Raw genomic sequence first — 14,193 nt, 5'->3', positions numbered from 1 at the left:
CCGCGCCGGGGCGTTGCATTTTTGCCCGTCGAGTGTGCGAATCTGGTTCACGTCGCGTTCAAGGTTCGAAGAGTCCCTTGTTTACGGGTTGGTGGCACTCTACATCGGCACCCATGAAGCTCAGCCTGCCGTTCGTCAAAAATCACCCCTGTGTGGCCATCGTCCGCCTGTCCGGCGCCATTGGAATGGCCGGGCGCGGATCTTTGAACGACGCCACGCTGGCGCCGGTTCTCGAGAAAGCCTTTCGCAAGGGAAAACCTGCGGCCGTGGCGCTTGAGATCAATTCACCGGGCGGATCCCCTGTCCAAAGTTCAATGATCGGTGCGCGCATTCGGCGTTTGTCCGAAGAACTGGACGTGCCGGTCATCGCTTTTGTCGAAGACGTCGCTGCATCCGGTGGGTATTGGCTGGCCGCCGCAGCGGATGAGATCTGGGCCGATGACAGTTCCGTACTGGGATCGATCGGTGTGATCTCGGCTGGATTTGGTGCGCATGTCTTTCTGGCGCGGCAAGGGTTTGAGCGGCGGGTCCATACCGCCGGGAAATCGAAGTCCATGCTCGATCCGTTTTCACCGGAAAAGAAAGAGGACGTGGCCCGCCTGCAAGGGTTGTTGGGCGATATCCACGAGAATTTCATTGCGCATGTCAAAGATCGGCGCGGGGACAAGCTGAATCAGGAAGCTGATCTGTTCACGGGCGAGGTCTGGCTGGCGCGTCGCGCGCAGGAATTGGGGTTGATCGACGGCATCGCACATCTGAAGCCAAAGATGCAGGACCGTTTCGGCGACAAGGTCAAATTTCGCCGCTATGGCGTGAAAAAACCGATCTGGACCCGGTTTGGGGCCAGCTTGGCGCAGGACGCCATCGCAGGGTTAGAGGAGCGGGCAGCCTACGCGCGTTTCGGTTTGTGACGTGATCGTAAAGGCTGTCACTCTTTTTCTGATCGCAATGGGCGTATTGGCAATGTTCGGCAAGTTGCGGTTTCCCGGGCAGAAAAGGCTAAGCTCGGCAAAATGTCCGCGATGCGGTCGGTACCGCATCGGAAAGGGCCCCTGTGCCTGTGAAAAAGGAGGCCGGGCTTGATCACCACGTGGCTGCTGTCTGGTCTTGGCCTGTTGATCCTGTTGCTGGCAGGCGATGCCTTGGTGCGGGGCGCAGTGAACCTGAGCCTGCGTTTGGGTGTCCCAGCCCTGATCGTCAGCCTTACGATTGTGGCCTTCGGCACGTCAGCGCCCGAGTTGCTGATTGCTATCAGCGCCGTCAAGGAACACGCACCGGGTATCGCGCTGGGCAATGTTGTCGGATCAAACACGGCCAATATCCTGTTGGTTCTTGGTCTTCCAGCGATGCTGGCAACGATCCATACCAGCGAATGCGACAGCCGTAGGAACTATGCCTTCATGCTGATGGCGACGGCCCTGTTCATAGGGTTGGCGTTTTGTGGAACATTCACCGTCGTCAGCGGCCTGATCCTGCTGGCGGCTTTGGGCCTGGTTCTGACGAATGCCTTTCGTGAAGCAAAGGCGCACCGCAAGGCCTGTGGCGAAGCCTGTGCGGATGATGACGATCTAGACGGCCTGGAAGAAGCCGATCCTGACATGCCTTACTGGAAGGTATCAGTTTACCTGATCCTCGGGCTTGTGGGTCTTCCGATGGGGGCGCACCTGCTGGTGGAAAATGCGACGGTCATCGCCCGGAACTATGGTGTCAGTGAAACGGTTATCGGTCTGACCTTGATTGCGGTCGGAACGTCATTGCCCGAATTGGCAACGACTGTCATGGCCGCTTTGCGCCGGCAGGCTGATGTGGCCCTAGGCAACGTGATTGGCTCAAACATGTTCAATCTTCTGGCCATTATCGGGATCGCAACCTGGTTCGGGCGTATCCCGGTCGATCCCGGTTTCCTGCATTTTGACCTTTGGGTCATGTTGGGCGCATCACTGCTTCTGGTTCCCTTTGTTGTCTTCAAGCAGGATATCTCTCGCGTTTGGGGTCTGGTGCTGACCCTCCTTTATGCGCTTTATGTCACTGTATTACTGGTGTGATCTGACGAAACGAGGTGAAGCATGACCCGAGCTTTAGTGACCGGTGCCGGTATTCGTCTGGGTCGGGCCATGGCGCTTTATCTGGCGGGTCGTGGATATGATGTCGCCGTTCATTATGCGTCCTCAGAACGCCCCGCGCACGAGACCGTGGCGGAGGTACAGGCATTGGATCGACGGTCGGTGGCATTGCAGGCCGATCTGCTGGACGAGGCACAGGTGCAGGACCTGCTGCCCAAAGCAGCCGAGGCTCTGGGTGGGCCGATCACCTGTCTGGTAAACAACGCATCGATCTTTGAATATGACAGCGTTCACACAGCGACCCGCCAAAGCTGGGACCGCCATCTCGACAGCAATCTGCGCGCACCGTTCGTTTTGACCCAAGCCATGGCCGGGCAGGGGCTGGTCCCAGATACAGACGAAAACGGTGAACCCCTTGCGACCGGTCTGATCATCAACATGGTGGACATGCGCGTACGCAAGCTGACACCCGAGTTCATGTCTTACACCATCGCCAAAATGGGGTTATGGACGCTGACCCGTACCTCGGCACAGGCGCTGTCCCCGGCAATCCGAGTCAATGCCATTGGGCCCGGACCGACGGTACAGGGGCATCGTCAAAGCGCCGAGCATTTCCAGGCGCAAAGATCGAATACGGTTCTGGAACGCGGGTCAAATCCATCGGATATCACCGCCGCCATGGGGTATTTTCTGGATGCGCACGCGGTAACGGGACAACTTATTTGCGTGGATGGCGGTCAGCACCTTGGGTGGAAAACGCCGGATGTTCTGGGAGTTGAATAAGCAATATCGCTGCAAGTTTTGCACCGCGCACGTTTGTGTTACCCGCGTGTTACAAAAATGTCTTTTTTTTCATACACTTGCTAAATGTGTGAAAAAATATTGTTAAAAATCAATATCTTGAAAATGTGCCTATTTTTTGTGCATGTTAATGAAGTGGTAATGAAACAAGGGAAATTCTATGGCTGTGAAAACTTATCTTCACACTTATCCACAGGAATCGTGGATTTGTTTTCTCTTGATCTGAGGCCCGCAAGATTGCAGCCAGTAAAAGAGAATCATATCGGAATCCCATGACTACCCACAGTGAATCGTCCCTGACCGGTTATGCCTGCATTCAGCGCTACGCAAAGACGCTGGACAGCTCACCCGGGGTGTACCGGATGCTGGATGCCGACAGTCGGGTTTTATACGTGGGTAAGGCGCGAAACCTGAAGGCGCGGGTGTCGAACTATACAAGGCCGGGTCATTCGGGCCGGATCGAGAAGATGATCGCTTCGACCGCTTCGATGATGTTTCTGACCACAAGAACTGAAACCGAGGCGCTGCTGCTGGAGCAGAACCTGATCAAGCAGCTTAAACCGAAATACAATGTGCTGCTGCGGGACGACAAAAGCTTTCCGAATATCCTGGTCGCCAAGGATCATGAGTTTCCGCAGATCAAGAAACACCGTGGGGCCAAGAAGGAGAAGGGCGCCTATTTCGGACCATTTGCCAGCGCGGGTGCTGTAAACCGCACATTGAACCAGCTGCAAAAGGCATTCCTGCTGCGCAACTGTTCGGATTCCATGTTCGACAGCCGCACGCGGCCCTGTCTGCTTTATCAGATCAAACGGTGCTCGGGGCCCTGTGTCGGTTTGATTTCGGAACAGGATTACAGTGAAAGCGTGAAGGATGCAGAACGTTTCCTGTCGGGGCGCTCGACCAAGGTTCAGGAGGAACTGGCCGAACAGATGATGGCTGCGTCCGAGGCCATGGAGTTCGAACGCGCCGCCGGTCTGCGCGACCGTATCCGGGCGCTGACGCAGGTACAGACCGCACAAGGCATCAACCCTCGTGGTGTGACCGAAGCAGATGTGATCGGCCTTTATATGGACAGCGGGCAAGCCTGTGTTCAGGTATTCTTCATCCGTGCCAACCAGAACTGGGGCAACAAGGATTTTTACCCGCGTGTAGGACCAGATGTATCTCCGGCCGAGGTGATGGAAGCTTTCCTTGGCCAGTTCTACGACAACAAGGAACCACCACGGCAGTTGATTTTGTCGGACGGGATCGAAAACGCCGATCTGATGCAGGAAGCTTTGACGGAAAAAGCCGGTCGTAAGATCGAGCTTCTCGTGCCGCAGCGCGGGGAAAAACAGGAACTGGTTGCAGGTGCATTGCGCAATGCGCGAGAGTCTCTGGCCCGGCGCATGTCGGAAAGCGCGACACAGGCCAAGTTGTTGCGCGGTGTGGCCGAAGCATTTGATCTGGACGGCCCGCCCGGTCGGATCGAGGTCTACGACAACTCTCACATTCAGGGTACCAACGCTGTTGGCGGCATGATCGTGGCAGGGCCCGACGGGTTCATGAAGAACGCCTATCGCAAGTTCAACATTCGTGGCGATGACCTGACCCCGGGTGACGATTTCGGCATGATGAAAGAGGTTCTGAACCGTCGCTTCACCCGCCTGCAAAAAGAAGACCCGGATCGGGATAAGGGGCATTGGCCCGACCTGCTGCTGATCGATGGCGGTGCCGGGCAGGTCAGCGCTGTGCACGAGATCATGCAGGCTCACGGGGTCGAAGACATTCCGATGGTCGGTGTTGCCAAAGGGGTCGACCGTGACCACGGCAAGGAAGAGTTTCACCGGATCGGTCAGCGCCCCTTTGCGCTGAAACGCAACGATCCCGTCTTGTACTTTATTCAACGGCTAAGGGACGAGGCGCACCGTTTTGCCATTGGCACCCACCGTGCGAAACGCGCCAAGGCCGTTGGTGCCACTCCGCTGGATGAAATCCCAGGTGTCGGGGCAGCACGCAAGCGCGCCTTGCTGACTCACTTCGGCAGCGCCAAAGCGGTAAGCCGGGCCAATCTGGCGGACCTGAAAGCGGTCGAGGGGATCTCGGCCGGGTTGGCTCAGAAAGTCTATGATTTCTTCCACGACAAGGGTTAGACCTGTCGCCCCCGCCACAGGATATAGAGGCCCGAGGCTACAATAAGCGCGCTGCCGACCCACATGGTACGGTTCAGGCTTTCGCCGAACAGGGCGATACCCAACCCAATACCGAACAGCAGTCGGGTATAGCGGAACGGGGTTACGGCAGACACTTCTCCCGTGCGCATCGCGTTCATGAGCGAGGCATAGGCCATGACGCCCATCAGAACCGCGCCCGTCAGATGCAGGCTGGTGTGCAGGCCAACCGGTGTCATGGGCAGGCCTTCCCACACTTGATAGGCAACGCCCGCGAAGATAATGCTGAGGAAACCATAAAACCCTAGAACTTCGGTTCCAAGCGTGGCAGGGGCCGCGCGGCTGGCCAGATCGCGCCCTGCGAACCCTAACATACCCAGCACGGCCAGTATCGACAGCAGCGAAAAACTGTTTCCAGTGGGTTGCAGAATAATGACGACGCCGATCATACCGACAAAAATTGCGCTCCATCGCCGCCAACCAACCGTTTCACCAAAGAACAACGCCGCGCCTGCGACCACAACTAACGGCGTCGCTTGCAGGATCACCGTGGCCGAGGACAAGGGCGTCAATGCGATGGCGAGCACATAGAACAGCCGACCAAAGACTTCGAACAGCACCCGAACTTTCATCGGGCGGGAAAGAACGTCTGGGTGCATCAGGCGTTTTCCACGAGCTGACGCCAGCGCGGCAAAGATAACGGACCCGCCCGTCCCGAACAGCACCATTACCTGCCAGATCGGAAGCGCGGTCGAAGCTGCTTTCAGCAACGCATCCTCCAGCGCAAAGCCCGCCATTGCGGCCACCATCCACAGGCTGCCGACCATGTTCGACCGGGCGTCGGTTTGAATATGCGCTGTCATCCTGTACGTTCCGCTTTGCAGTTGACGGGCAATCTGACCGCAAAGACGTGAAACGCCAAGTGCACAAGGTCCAAAGCGTCGGACCTGCGGCGCTTTGACCAAGCTGTTGTGAGTGATGTAGTTTTTTACCAGTTTGTCTTTTCTGTCTTGAACCGGCGATATAGGGTCCAAGCCATGAAGTGGAATTTGCCCAATATCCTGACGGTTCTACGCCTGCTGGCTGCGCCCGGTCTGGCCGTTATGTTTTTGTACTTCACGCGGCCCTATGCGGACTGGTTCGCTTTGATCCTGTTCCTGTCGGCGGCGATCACCGATTGGTTTGATGGCTATCTGGCCCGTGCGTGGAAACAGGAAACCAAGATGGGTGCGATGCTGGACCCTATTGCCGACAAGGCAATGGTGGTGATCGCGCTGATGATTCTGGTTGGCTATTCGACCGAACACTGGACGCCATGGCTCGTGCTACCCGCCACCGTAATCTTGTTCCGCGAGGTTTTTGTCTCGGGCCTGCGCGAATATCTGGGCGATGTTGCGGGGACGCTGAAGGTTACAAAGCTGGCTAAGTGGAAAACAACAGCGCAGATGATCGCCATTGCCGTGCTGTTCTCGCAGGGTATCTTTGAACACTATGCCGTGATGGCGAGTTTCGGCATGGACGCTGCGCTGGTAGAACAGGTCATCGCGGGCCAGGTTGAAGATGTGAACCACCTGCGCTGGAACATCCATGGCATGTTTTGGGCGGGCCAGATCGGGCTGTGGTTGCTGTGGATTGCGGCGACGCTGACATTGATCACCGGCTATGATTACCTACGTAAAGCCATGCCACATCTGAAGGAGATCTAAGGGATGGATGTGCTGTATTTTGCATGGGTTCGCGAGCGTATCGGCTTGCCAAAGGAAAAGGTCGAGACGCAGGCAGTCACAGTCAATGACCTGGTGGCCGAGTTGAGCGCGCGGGAAGATCGCTATGCCGCGGCATTTGCCGATTTGTCCGCCCTGCGCGTTGCACTGGATCAGGAGTTGTCGGATTTCGACGCCTCGCTGTCGGGCGTTCGGGAAGTGGCATTTTTTCCACCAATGACAGGCGGCTGACCCATGCGGATCGCTGTTCAGCAGGAAGCATTCGATCTGGGGGCCGAGGCCAATGCTTTTGCCGCCGGGGATGATGCCAACGGAGCCATTGTCACCTTCACTGGCGTTGTGCGCGACTTGGCAAGCGGTGATCTGGACGTGATGGAGATTGAATACTATCCGGGTATGACGGAACGGGCCCTGACCAAGATTGCCCGGGAAGCCAAGGAGCGGTGGTCATTGGGTGACGTCCTGGTGATTCACCGTCATGGCCGACTGGCCCCGGGGGACAGGATCATGATGGTGGCCACCGCTGCGCCGCATCGTAAAGATGCGTTTGAGGCAGCGGAATACTTGATGGATTATCTGAAGTCTCGCGCACCCTTCTGGAAGAAGGAAATCACCCACTCTGGTGCGGAATGGGTCGCAGCCAAAGACGAAGACGAAGACGCGCTGACCCGGTGGTAGTACTTAGCGACCGTTTATTCTTGCAAACTTCGGCGACGGCGCAAGGTCGTGCGCTTAATCCGCGTTGTTGATCCGTCCGCGCAGTTCTTCGGCCTCCTGACGCGCGGCCCGCAGGCCATCCATTGCGGCTGCCAGCTCGGCCTCTGTCTGGGTTAGCTGGTTCGTCAATTCGGCCTCACGTTGCTGCAAATAGGTGATGGCCTGATCGCGGGTTTCCTCGGCCTCGTGCAACTCCTGACTCATCCGGTCCAGATCAGCGACATCGCTTTGACTTACGCGGGACAGGCGGTGCGCCAGCCAGTTGGCAAACCAGCCCATGCAGAAGGCCGCGAACAGGATAATGGCAGTGACAATGACGAATTCTGTTCTGTTCAACTTACTGGTCCCCTGCATCCGCATCAGGTGCGGTCGTGTCGGTTTGGTCCTCTGCGGATGTCGCAGCCTCGGTCTCAAGCGCTTCAAGCCCTGTTTTGGTACTTGCAACAGGCTCAGGGCGGATCAGACGGAACTCGATCCGGCGGTTTTCTTCCCGGCCCTCTTCTGTGTCGTTGTCAGCGATGGGTTGCGTTTCCCCATATCCCACAGCGGTGTAGCTGCTGGTAGGAATGCGCCGCCCGCGCAATTCGTTCAGAATGGATTGTGCCCGCGCCTGGCTGAGTTGTTGGTTCATCTCTTCCCGGCCCTGACTGTCAGTGTGGCCCTGAATCTCCATACGGATTGGACCGCAGTCGCGCAGGATATCCGCAATCTGGTTCACCACATCGCGCGAGTCTGATGCAATCGTGGCCGATCCGGGCTCAAAGGCGATCTTACCGGTGGCCTGAATTTCGGCGATCTGGGCCTCGCAGACTTCCGGGTCGGGCAGGGCGTCCTCGGGTTCCGGTGGGGGCTGATAGGTGATGGTCAGGGTGTATTCCTGCCCCTCGCCCAGCTTGTCGGACAGTTGACCTGCGATACGGGCCTTGGCGTCTTCTTCGTGGCTGAGGCCGATCAGTTCGACCGTATCGGGTGTTACGGTCAATACGCCGTTGTGGAGCTGACCCAAAGCCTCCAGACCGGCCAGTACACGTACTGGCCAGTCCGCCGGAAGATCCGAAACGATGCGGGTGGCAGTATACACCTGATCGGACCCAAAGGCCGCGCGCGCGTAGCTGTCGACCATGTCGCGCAGAGTTTCATCACCCAGCCGTCCGCGCAATTGCACCAGCCCTTCAGGGCTGCGGGTGGCCGAGAACTCGACCGGGCCGTTTGCGTTCGTTGTTTCTGGCTCTGGCAAAACGGCGTGCAGTGCGAAAACCGCAGGCAGCTCGGTTTCAAGCTCGCCCACAACCCGGTCGAACACCGTAGGATCGGTGCCCTCGGCAGCAATCAGGGTAATGTCTGCGTCGGAAATGGTGACCGAACCCTGGCCGATCCTGAACAGCGCCTGAATGCTTTTCTCGGCTGCTTCTGGCCAGCGTGGCGATGGTTCGCCCAAGGCGACGGTGCAGGAATAAGACCCCGTCAACCCCGCGTTTTTCGCGGCGGCCACGATACGGTCACGTGCCTTCTCATCCTGGGCGGAACAGGCGTCAAAATGCCCACCTCCTTCGTCGATCAGGTAACGCAAAGTAAAAGGCGTGACGACCGGGCGAGGTGCTGAAATTGCCAGCCCAACCCGCAGGCTGGGCGGTGCCGTACGGGTCAGGTCGCGTTCCAGTTTTTGTTTTTCTTGCTGACTGTTGGCAATTGCCGTGATCCTGACCAAATCCGGGTTGGCGGAAATTTTGGCGCGGGGCAGGTGGGTTAGGGCCTCTAACGCGTAAGAAATTGCGGCATCCCATCCTTTGGGCTTTGGATAATCCGCTGTTTCCATCAGGTCCGACACGGCAACGGATCTGTCCAGATTGCCCAGCCGTTGGATCAGCTTGTCCCTGTTCTCACTGGCCGGGATCAGACCAATCACCGAGATTCCACTGTCATTGCGCAGGATTTCTACCGAAAAGCGCGGTGCTGCGAGGGCAGAAGTTGCGATAACCTCCATTTCGTCGATTACGCGAGATGTATCAACTTCGGTTCCCGCGGCGGTCAGAGCGTTAAAGCGGGTCGCCTCATCTGGCGCTGTACCGGTCAGGACCACCCGCAAACCATCGGCCTCGACCTCGGCCCAATCATGTCCTTTTAGGTCCAGCGAGCGCCGTACAGCCAGTTCTGATGATTCTTCGATCTCGGTAACGGCATAGCTGGCTGCCAGAAGCGACAGGCCTGCTGATACGAGAAAGATCAGGGAAACAGCGATAAAATACGGCAGACGCATGTTTGGGTTTGGCACTCCTCAGGCGTTTGCGCCGATCTTTACAGGCCCCGTACAGCGGGTGCAATCAGAGCAGCAAGGCGACGCAGAGGAAGATCAGCGGAATAAAGCCGGTATCGCGGTTGGCCCGAAACAGCAGCAGTAGTTTGGCGTTGTCTTCGGTATCTAGCCCGCGCAATTGCCACATCATGTGCCAGCCCATGGCCCAGGGACCGCAAAGCGCGATCCCCAACGCCAGAATCGACGCGTCAGGCACCCCGGCATCAATAATGGCCAGCCCCATCAGCGATACTGTTGCGACCAGAAAATACTTCAGCCATTTCGCCGTGTCGGTGCCGAACAGGCGCGCGGTGGATTTGATGCCGACCAGTTCATCATCCTCGGTATCCTGATGTGCATAGATCGTGTCATAGAACAGGGTCCACGCGATGCCGGACAGGTACAGTGTGACAGCAGGCCAGCCGAGCGACCCGCTATGCGCCGTCCAGGCCAGCAATGCGCCCCAGTTGAAGGCCAGACCCAGAAAAACCTGAGGCCACCAGGTAAACCGCTTGGCAAACGGATAAACGGTCACCGGCAGCAAAGATAACACACCCATGGCAATGGCCGCCTGATTGAAGCTGAGCAGAATGCCAAGCGCCAGAAGACTTTGCAGGATCATCCAGGCCGCAGCTTGCCGGACACTGACTTGCCCCGACGGTATCGGGCGTGATCGTGTGCGTTCAACCTGTGCGTCGAATTCCCGGTCTGTAATGTCATTCCACGTGCAACCGGCACCTCGCATCAAAAAGGCTCCGAATGCGCAGCCTAGGGCAATCCACAGATCTTCCCAACGCGGTTGGCCGTCATGCAGGATGGCCAGCGCCAGCCCCCACCAACATGGAAGCAGCAACAGCCATGTGCCGATGGGCCGGTCCGCGCGGCTCAGCCGCAGATACGGTCGGGCAAAGGCTGGGGCATGGGTGTCGACCCAGTTGCCGGTGACGGCATCGGCGACTTGACCATCTGGTGTTGGGGCATTGCCTTGCATATGTAGGTCTCATGAGTGCGAAAATCAGACTGTATGTAGAGCAGCCCTTGGGTCAGGGGCAATCGGTTCCTTTGACGCGCGATCAGGCGCACTATCTGTTTGGCGTCATGCGACTGCCGGTTGGCGGAGCAGTGGCGCTGTTTAACGGTAAGGATGGCGAGTGGCTGGCCGAGGTCGCCGAGTCCGGAAAGCGTGGCGGCGCTCTGACCTGTATCAGGCAGACCAAACCTTTGCAGCTGCCCCCCGATCTGTGGTTCCTGTTTGCGCCAATCAAAAAGGCGCGCACCGATTTCATTGTTGAAAAAGCAGCTGAAATGGGCGCGGCACGCATCCTGCCAGTTCAGACCGAATTCACCAACGCAGACCGTATCCGGCAAGACCGGCTTCAGGCTCATGCAATCGAAGCCGCTGAACAATGCAGAGGAACCTACGTGCCCGAGGTGGCAGACCTTCAGCGGCTGGACCGCGTGCTGAAGACCTGGCCTGAAGGTCGGCAGTTGATGTTCTGCAACGAAGCCGAGGTCGGCTCGGCCCTGCGGCTGGCAGCGCACGAAAAAGGGCGCCCCTGGGCGATTCTCATCGGCCCGGAAGGCGGGTTTTCCAACGCTGAGCGCGCACGGTTGTCGGCTTTACCCTATGCGCATGTGGTCAGTCTTGGCCCGCGTATTCTGCGGGCGGATACAGCGGCGGTGGCCGCGTTGACCATGTGGCAGCAGGCATTGGGGGATTGGACTTAAGGAATCGGTATGGATAAAAATTATCATGATTGGCTTGTTTCGGAAGGGTATGCCGAAAACACCTGTATCGCCCAGATTCATCGTGTGCAGAAAGTGGAAGAGCACTATGGTTCATTAGATGATGCCTTTAACGCTGGAAAGCTGCAGGACGTTGTTTTAGGCTTGAATTATTCCACCGCAGACGAGCGCAGCGGTCGAAAGAACCCTTCTCGAATTCCAATAAACGGCAATTTGCGAAATGGACTTCAGTCTTACAAAAACGCGGTTCAGCGTTACGCTCGATTTCGGCGCGAAGCTAGTTCGCAAAACAAAGAGGCACCCGCGAACGATCCTGCCGCCCCAATAGAAGCTCTGACCTCTGAGCGCCAGAGATTTGCGCTCGAGCGGGATATGCAGTCTGCCCTGCGACGAGAGATTTCTTTGTTAGATGGAAGCCTGTCAATCATTGATGATGGCGCCGAACGCGCAGTAGTCTCTGGTTTTATTGATATTTTGTGTCGAGATGTAGAAGGCGGCTTAGTAGTTATTGAGTTGAAAGCGGGAAGGACGGACCCAAAGGTTGTGGCTCAGATCTTGGGCTATATGGGCGATCTTTTGGAAGAAGGTGAGGATGAGTCAATCCGGGGCATCATTGTCGCCCACGACTTCGACAAACGCACAGTATCGGCTGCAAAGGCCGTGCCAAACCTGAAGCTTGTTCGCTATGCGGTGTCATTTTCGTTTGAGGCGATGGCATGAGTTTCATCCGACCCGAAGCAAAACTGGCGCTTTGGCGTTGGCGTGAGGTTCTGGTCGCGGCTTTTATCCTGATCCTTGGTCTGAGCTGGATCAGCGGGCCGGGTGGGCTGTTGGCCTGGGTAGGCTGGTTTCTGATTGTCGTGTCAGCGGCTTTGGCTGTGATCGGCATACAGCGCGCGCGTTTCAGAACAGGCGCGGGCGGGCAAGGTGTCGTGACGATTGATGAAGGTCAGATCACTTATCTGGGCCCCTTGGATGGCGGCATCGTCGCGTCCCGCGAAATTGAGCGTCTGGCCCTTGACCCGACCTCCGACCCCGCACATTGGGTTCTGGATCAGCCGGGCCAACCTGCGCTTCACATTCCTGTGAATGCGGAAGGAGCCGAGGCGTTGTTCGACGTATTCTCAAACCTGCCGGGCCTCAAAACCGAGCAAATGCTGTCGGAACTCAACGGCAAATCGCGGCATCCGGTCGTTATCTGGGAACGCACACCGTCGCGTCCGGCGCATTTGCCGTTGCATTGACACTGGCGCCATTTACGACCACCACTTGACCTTCAAAACAGACACAGCAGGATCGGAGCACGGTTCATGTCCATCCCTCAGTCCGGCGGCGGTCCGATCGAACGCCATGAACAACTGGCCGAATATCTGGAATCGGGTTGCAAACCCAAGCAAGATTGGCGCATCGGCACCGAGCATGAGAAATTCGGCTATTGCAAGGACACGCTGAAACCTCTGCCTTTTGAAGGAAAGCGATCCATTGTCGCCGTGTTGGAGGGGTTGCGGGATCGCCACGGCTGGGGAGAGGTCCGTGAATCCGGTCATCTGATCGGTCTGGAAAAGGACGGCGCAAATGTCAGCCTTGAACCGGGTGGCGCGCTGGAGCTGTCGGGCGCCCCTCTGGAGACGATCCATGAAACCTGCGATGAGGTGAACACTCACCTGCGCGAGGTGAAGGATATCGCCGATGAGATCGGCGTTGGATTCATCGGCCTGGGCGCGGCGCCGATCTGGACGCATGACCAGATGCCGCTGATGCCCAAGGGGCGGTATCGGCTGATGAACGATTATATGGAAAAAGTCGGCACCATGGGCCGCGCCATGATGCGGCGGACGTGTACCGTTCAGGTCAATATCGACTTCGGGTCCGAGGACGACATGGTACAGAAACTGCGCGTGGCGCTGGCGTTGCAGCCGGTGGCGACGGCGCTGTTTGCCAATTCTCCGTTCTTCGAAGGCAAGGTGAACGGCCAGAAAAGCTGGCGCAGCCATATCTGGCGACATCTGGACGATGCGCGCACGGGCATGTTGCCCTTCGTGTTCGAGGATGGCTTTGGATTCGAACGCTATGTCCAATACGCGCTCGATGTGCCGATGTATTTCGTCTACCGCGACGGGCAGTACATCAACGCGCTGGGCATGTCGTTTCGCGATTTCCTCAAGGGTGAATTGCCTGCATTGCCGGGGGAAACGCCGACCCTGTCGGATTGGGCCGATCACCTGACGACGGCCTTTCCCGAGGCGCGGATCAAGAAGTTCATGGAGATGCGCGGCGCGGATGGTGGCCCTTGGCGACGACTTTGCGCCTTGCCGGCCTTCTGGGTTGGGCTGACCTATGACCAAACCGCGCTGAATGCGGCGTGGGATCTGGTCAAGGGCTGGGATGCTGAAACGCGCGAGGGGCTGCGTGTTGCAGCGGCCAAAGACGGTCTTCAGGCGCAGGTTGGCAACGTCAACATGCATGATCTGGCGCGTGAAGTCGTGGCAATTTCCGAGGCGGGCCTGAAAGCCCGTGCGCGCCCTGGTGCTGGTGGGCTGGTCCCGGATGAGACGCATTTCCTGAACGCGCTGAAGGAAAGCATCGACACCGGCAAGGTTCCCGCAGATGAGTTGCTGGAACACTACAATGGCGACTGGAATGGAGACCTGACCCGGATTTATCCCGAATACAGCTATTGATGCGCACCGTCCCGC

Annotated in this window: 15 protein-coding genes; 11 read left to right on the top strand and 4 right to left on the bottom strand. The window is 57.7% G+C overall.

The window, feature by feature from the left end:
- Positions 1-113 precede the first annotated feature (113 nt).
- The 4 genes from AC2FLZ_RS09170 to uvrC all read left to right on the top strand — a co-directional run bounded on the left by AC2FLZ_RS09170 (position 114) and on the right by uvrC (position 4,999).
- Positions 114-911, top strand: coding sequence for a S49 family peptidase (locus AC2FLZ_RS09170; protein ID WP_480554264.1), 798 nt, complete (start codon positions 114-116; stop codon positions 909-911).
- A gap of 171 nt (positions 912-1,082) precedes the next feature.
- Positions 1,083-2,045, top strand: a complete 963-nt coding sequence (locus AC2FLZ_RS09165; RefSeq protein WP_480518634.1) for a calcium/sodium antiporter — start codon at positions 1,083-1,085, stop codon at positions 2,043-2,045.
- A gap of 21 nt (positions 2,046-2,066) precedes the next feature.
- Positions 2,067-2,846, top strand: a complete 780-nt coding sequence (locus AC2FLZ_RS09160) for an SDR family oxidoreductase (RefSeq protein WP_496714696.1) — start codon at positions 2,067-2,069, stop codon at positions 2,844-2,846.
- 290 nt (positions 2,847-3,136) lie between these two features.
- Entirely contained in the window at positions 3,137-4,999 is a 1,863-nt protein-coding gene (gene uvrC, locus AC2FLZ_RS09155; protein ID WP_496882098.1) for an excinuclease ABC subunit UvrC, read from the top strand.
- Here uvrC and AC2FLZ_RS09150 read toward each other — a convergent pair.
- A complete protein-coding gene (locus AC2FLZ_RS09150; protein WP_480554261.1) occupies positions 4,996-5,880 on the bottom strand; it encodes a DMT family transporter in 885 nt (294 codons plus the stop codon). The two genes, uvrC and AC2FLZ_RS09150, sit on opposite strands and share 4 nt — an antisense overlap.
- Positions 5,881-6,054: 174 nt before the next feature.
- Between AC2FLZ_RS09150 and pgsA the strand changes: the two genes are divergently transcribed.
- Genes pgsA through AC2FLZ_RS09135 form a run of 3 tightly spaced genes read left to right on the top strand, consistent with a single transcriptional unit; the run spans position 6,055 to position 7,419 of the window.
- Positions 6,055-6,723 carry a CDP-diacylglycerol--glycerol-3-phosphate 3-phosphatidyltransferase gene (gene pgsA / locus AC2FLZ_RS09145; protein ID WP_480518324.1) on the top strand — a complete coding sequence of 223 codons (669 nt, stop codon included), beginning with the start codon at positions 6,055-6,057 and terminating at the stop codon, positions 6,721-6,723.
- Between the two features lie 3 nt (positions 6,724-6,726).
- A complete protein-coding gene (gene moaD / locus AC2FLZ_RS09140) occupies positions 6,727-6,972 on the top strand; it encodes a molybdopterin converting factor subunit 1 (RefSeq protein ID WP_480474923.1) in 246 nt (81 codons plus the stop codon).
- Positions 6,973-6,975: 3 nt separating this feature from the next.
- On the top strand, positions 6,976-7,419 hold the full coding sequence (locus tag AC2FLZ_RS09135; protein WP_480474924.1) for a molybdenum cofactor biosynthesis protein MoaE: 444 nt from the start codon (positions 6,976-6,978) through the stop codon (positions 7,417-7,419).
- A gap of 54 nt (positions 7,420-7,473) precedes the next feature.
- Here AC2FLZ_RS09135 and AC2FLZ_RS09130 read toward each other — a convergent pair whose 3' ends face one another.
- The 3 genes from AC2FLZ_RS09130 to ubiA form a co-directional block, all read right to left on the bottom strand.
- Positions 7,474-7,794 (bottom strand): hypothetical protein, encoded by a 321-nt coding sequence (locus AC2FLZ_RS09130; protein ID WP_267365430.1) that lies wholly within the window; start codon positions 7,792-7,794, stop codon positions 7,474-7,476.
- Between the two features lies 1 nt (position 7,795).
- The gene (locus tag AC2FLZ_RS09125; RefSeq protein WP_480474925.1) at positions 7,796-9,715 is read right to left on the bottom strand and encodes an OmpA family protein; all 1,920 of its coding nucleotides are present in this window, start codon (positions 9,713-9,715) and stop codon (positions 7,796-7,798) included.
- Between the two features lie 64 nt (positions 9,716-9,779).
- Positions 9,780-10,742, bottom strand: a complete 963-nt coding sequence (gene ubiA, locus AC2FLZ_RS09120; RefSeq protein ID WP_209598711.1) for a 4-hydroxybenzoate octaprenyltransferase — start codon at positions 10,740-10,742, stop codon at positions 9,780-9,782.
- An 11-nt stretch (positions 10,743-10,753) separates the two neighbouring features.
- Between ubiA and AC2FLZ_RS09115 the strand changes: the two genes are divergently transcribed.
- From AC2FLZ_RS09115 to AC2FLZ_RS09100, 4 genes are all read left to right on the top strand, one after another.
- Entirely contained in the window at positions 10,754-11,479 is a 726-nt protein-coding gene (locus AC2FLZ_RS09115; RefSeq protein WP_496882097.1) for a 16S rRNA (uracil(1498)-N(3))-methyltransferase, read from the top strand.
- Positions 11,480-11,488: 9 nt separating this feature from the next.
- Positions 11,489-12,217: an endonuclease NucS domain-containing protein gene (locus tag AC2FLZ_RS09110; protein ID WP_480518330.1), complete on the top strand. Its 729-nt coding sequence runs from the start codon at positions 11,489-11,491 to the stop codon at positions 12,215-12,217.
- Positions 12,214-12,741, top strand: a complete 528-nt coding sequence (locus tag AC2FLZ_RS09105; protein WP_496714692.1) for a hypothetical protein — start codon at positions 12,214-12,216, stop codon at positions 12,739-12,741. Before AC2FLZ_RS09110 ends, AC2FLZ_RS09105 begins: the two co-directional genes overlap by 4 nt.
- Positions 12,742-12,807: 66 nt before the next feature.
- Positions 12,808-14,178: a glutamate--cysteine ligase gene (locus AC2FLZ_RS09100; protein WP_496714691.1), complete on the top strand. Its 1,371-nt coding sequence runs from the start codon at positions 12,808-12,810 to the stop codon at positions 14,176-14,178.
- Positions 14,179-14,193: the final 15 nt, after the last annotated feature.

It is taken from the genome of Ruegeria sp. YKSF131 (assembly GCF_059612645.1).
Note: the sequence above shows the minus strand (reverse complement) of the source record. Positions and strands in the feature narration are given on the sequence as shown.

Bases quoted from the DNA above. Each gene is read 5' to 3' on its own strand.
- AC2FLZ_RS09115 (WP_496882097.1), top strand. From the start codon at position 10,754: ATGAGTGCGAAAATCAGACTGTATGTAGAGCAGCCCTTGGGTCAGGGG.
- AC2FLZ_RS09170 (WP_480554264.1), top strand. From the start codon at position 114: ATGAAGCTCAGCCTGCCGTTCGTCAAAAATCACCCCTGTGTGGCCATC.
- AC2FLZ_RS09125 (WP_480474925.1), bottom strand. From the start codon at position 9,715: ATGCGTCTGCCGTATTTTATCGCTGTTTCCCTGATCTTTCTCGTATCA.
- ubiA (WP_209598711.1), bottom strand. From the start codon at position 10,742: ATGCAAGGCAATGCCCCAACACCAGATGGTCAAGTCGCCGATGCCGTC.
- AC2FLZ_RS09135 (WP_480474924.1), top strand. From the start codon at position 6,976: ATGCGGATCGCTGTTCAGCAGGAAGCATTCGATCTGGGGGCCGAGGCC.
- AC2FLZ_RS09110 (WP_480518330.1), top strand. From the start codon at position 11,489: ATGGATAAAAATTATCATGATTGGCTTGTTTCGGAAGGGTATGCCGAA.
- AC2FLZ_RS09100 (WP_496714691.1), top strand. From the start codon at position 12,808: ATGTCCATCCCTCAGTCCGGCGGCGGTCCGATCGAACGCCATGAACAA.
- uvrC (WP_496882098.1), top strand. From the start codon at position 3,137: ATGACTACCCACAGTGAATCGTCCCTGACCGGTTATGCCTGCATTCAG.
- AC2FLZ_RS09160 (WP_496714696.1), top strand. From the start codon at position 2,067: ATGACCCGAGCTTTAGTGACCGGTGCCGGTATTCGTCTGGGTCGGGCC.
- pgsA (WP_480518324.1), top strand. From the start codon at position 6,055: ATGAAGTGGAATTTGCCCAATATCCTGACGGTTCTACGCCTGCTGGCT.
- moaD (WP_480474923.1), top strand. From the start codon at position 6,727: ATGGATGTGCTGTATTTTGCATGGGTTCGCGAGCGTATCGGCTTGCCA.
- AC2FLZ_RS09150 (WP_480554261.1), bottom strand. From the start codon at position 5,880: ATGACAGCGCATATTCAAACCGACGCCCGGTCGAACATGGTCGGCAGC.
- AC2FLZ_RS09105 (WP_496714692.1), top strand. From the start codon at position 12,214: ATGAGTTTCATCCGACCCGAAGCAAAACTGGCGCTTTGGCGTTGGCGT.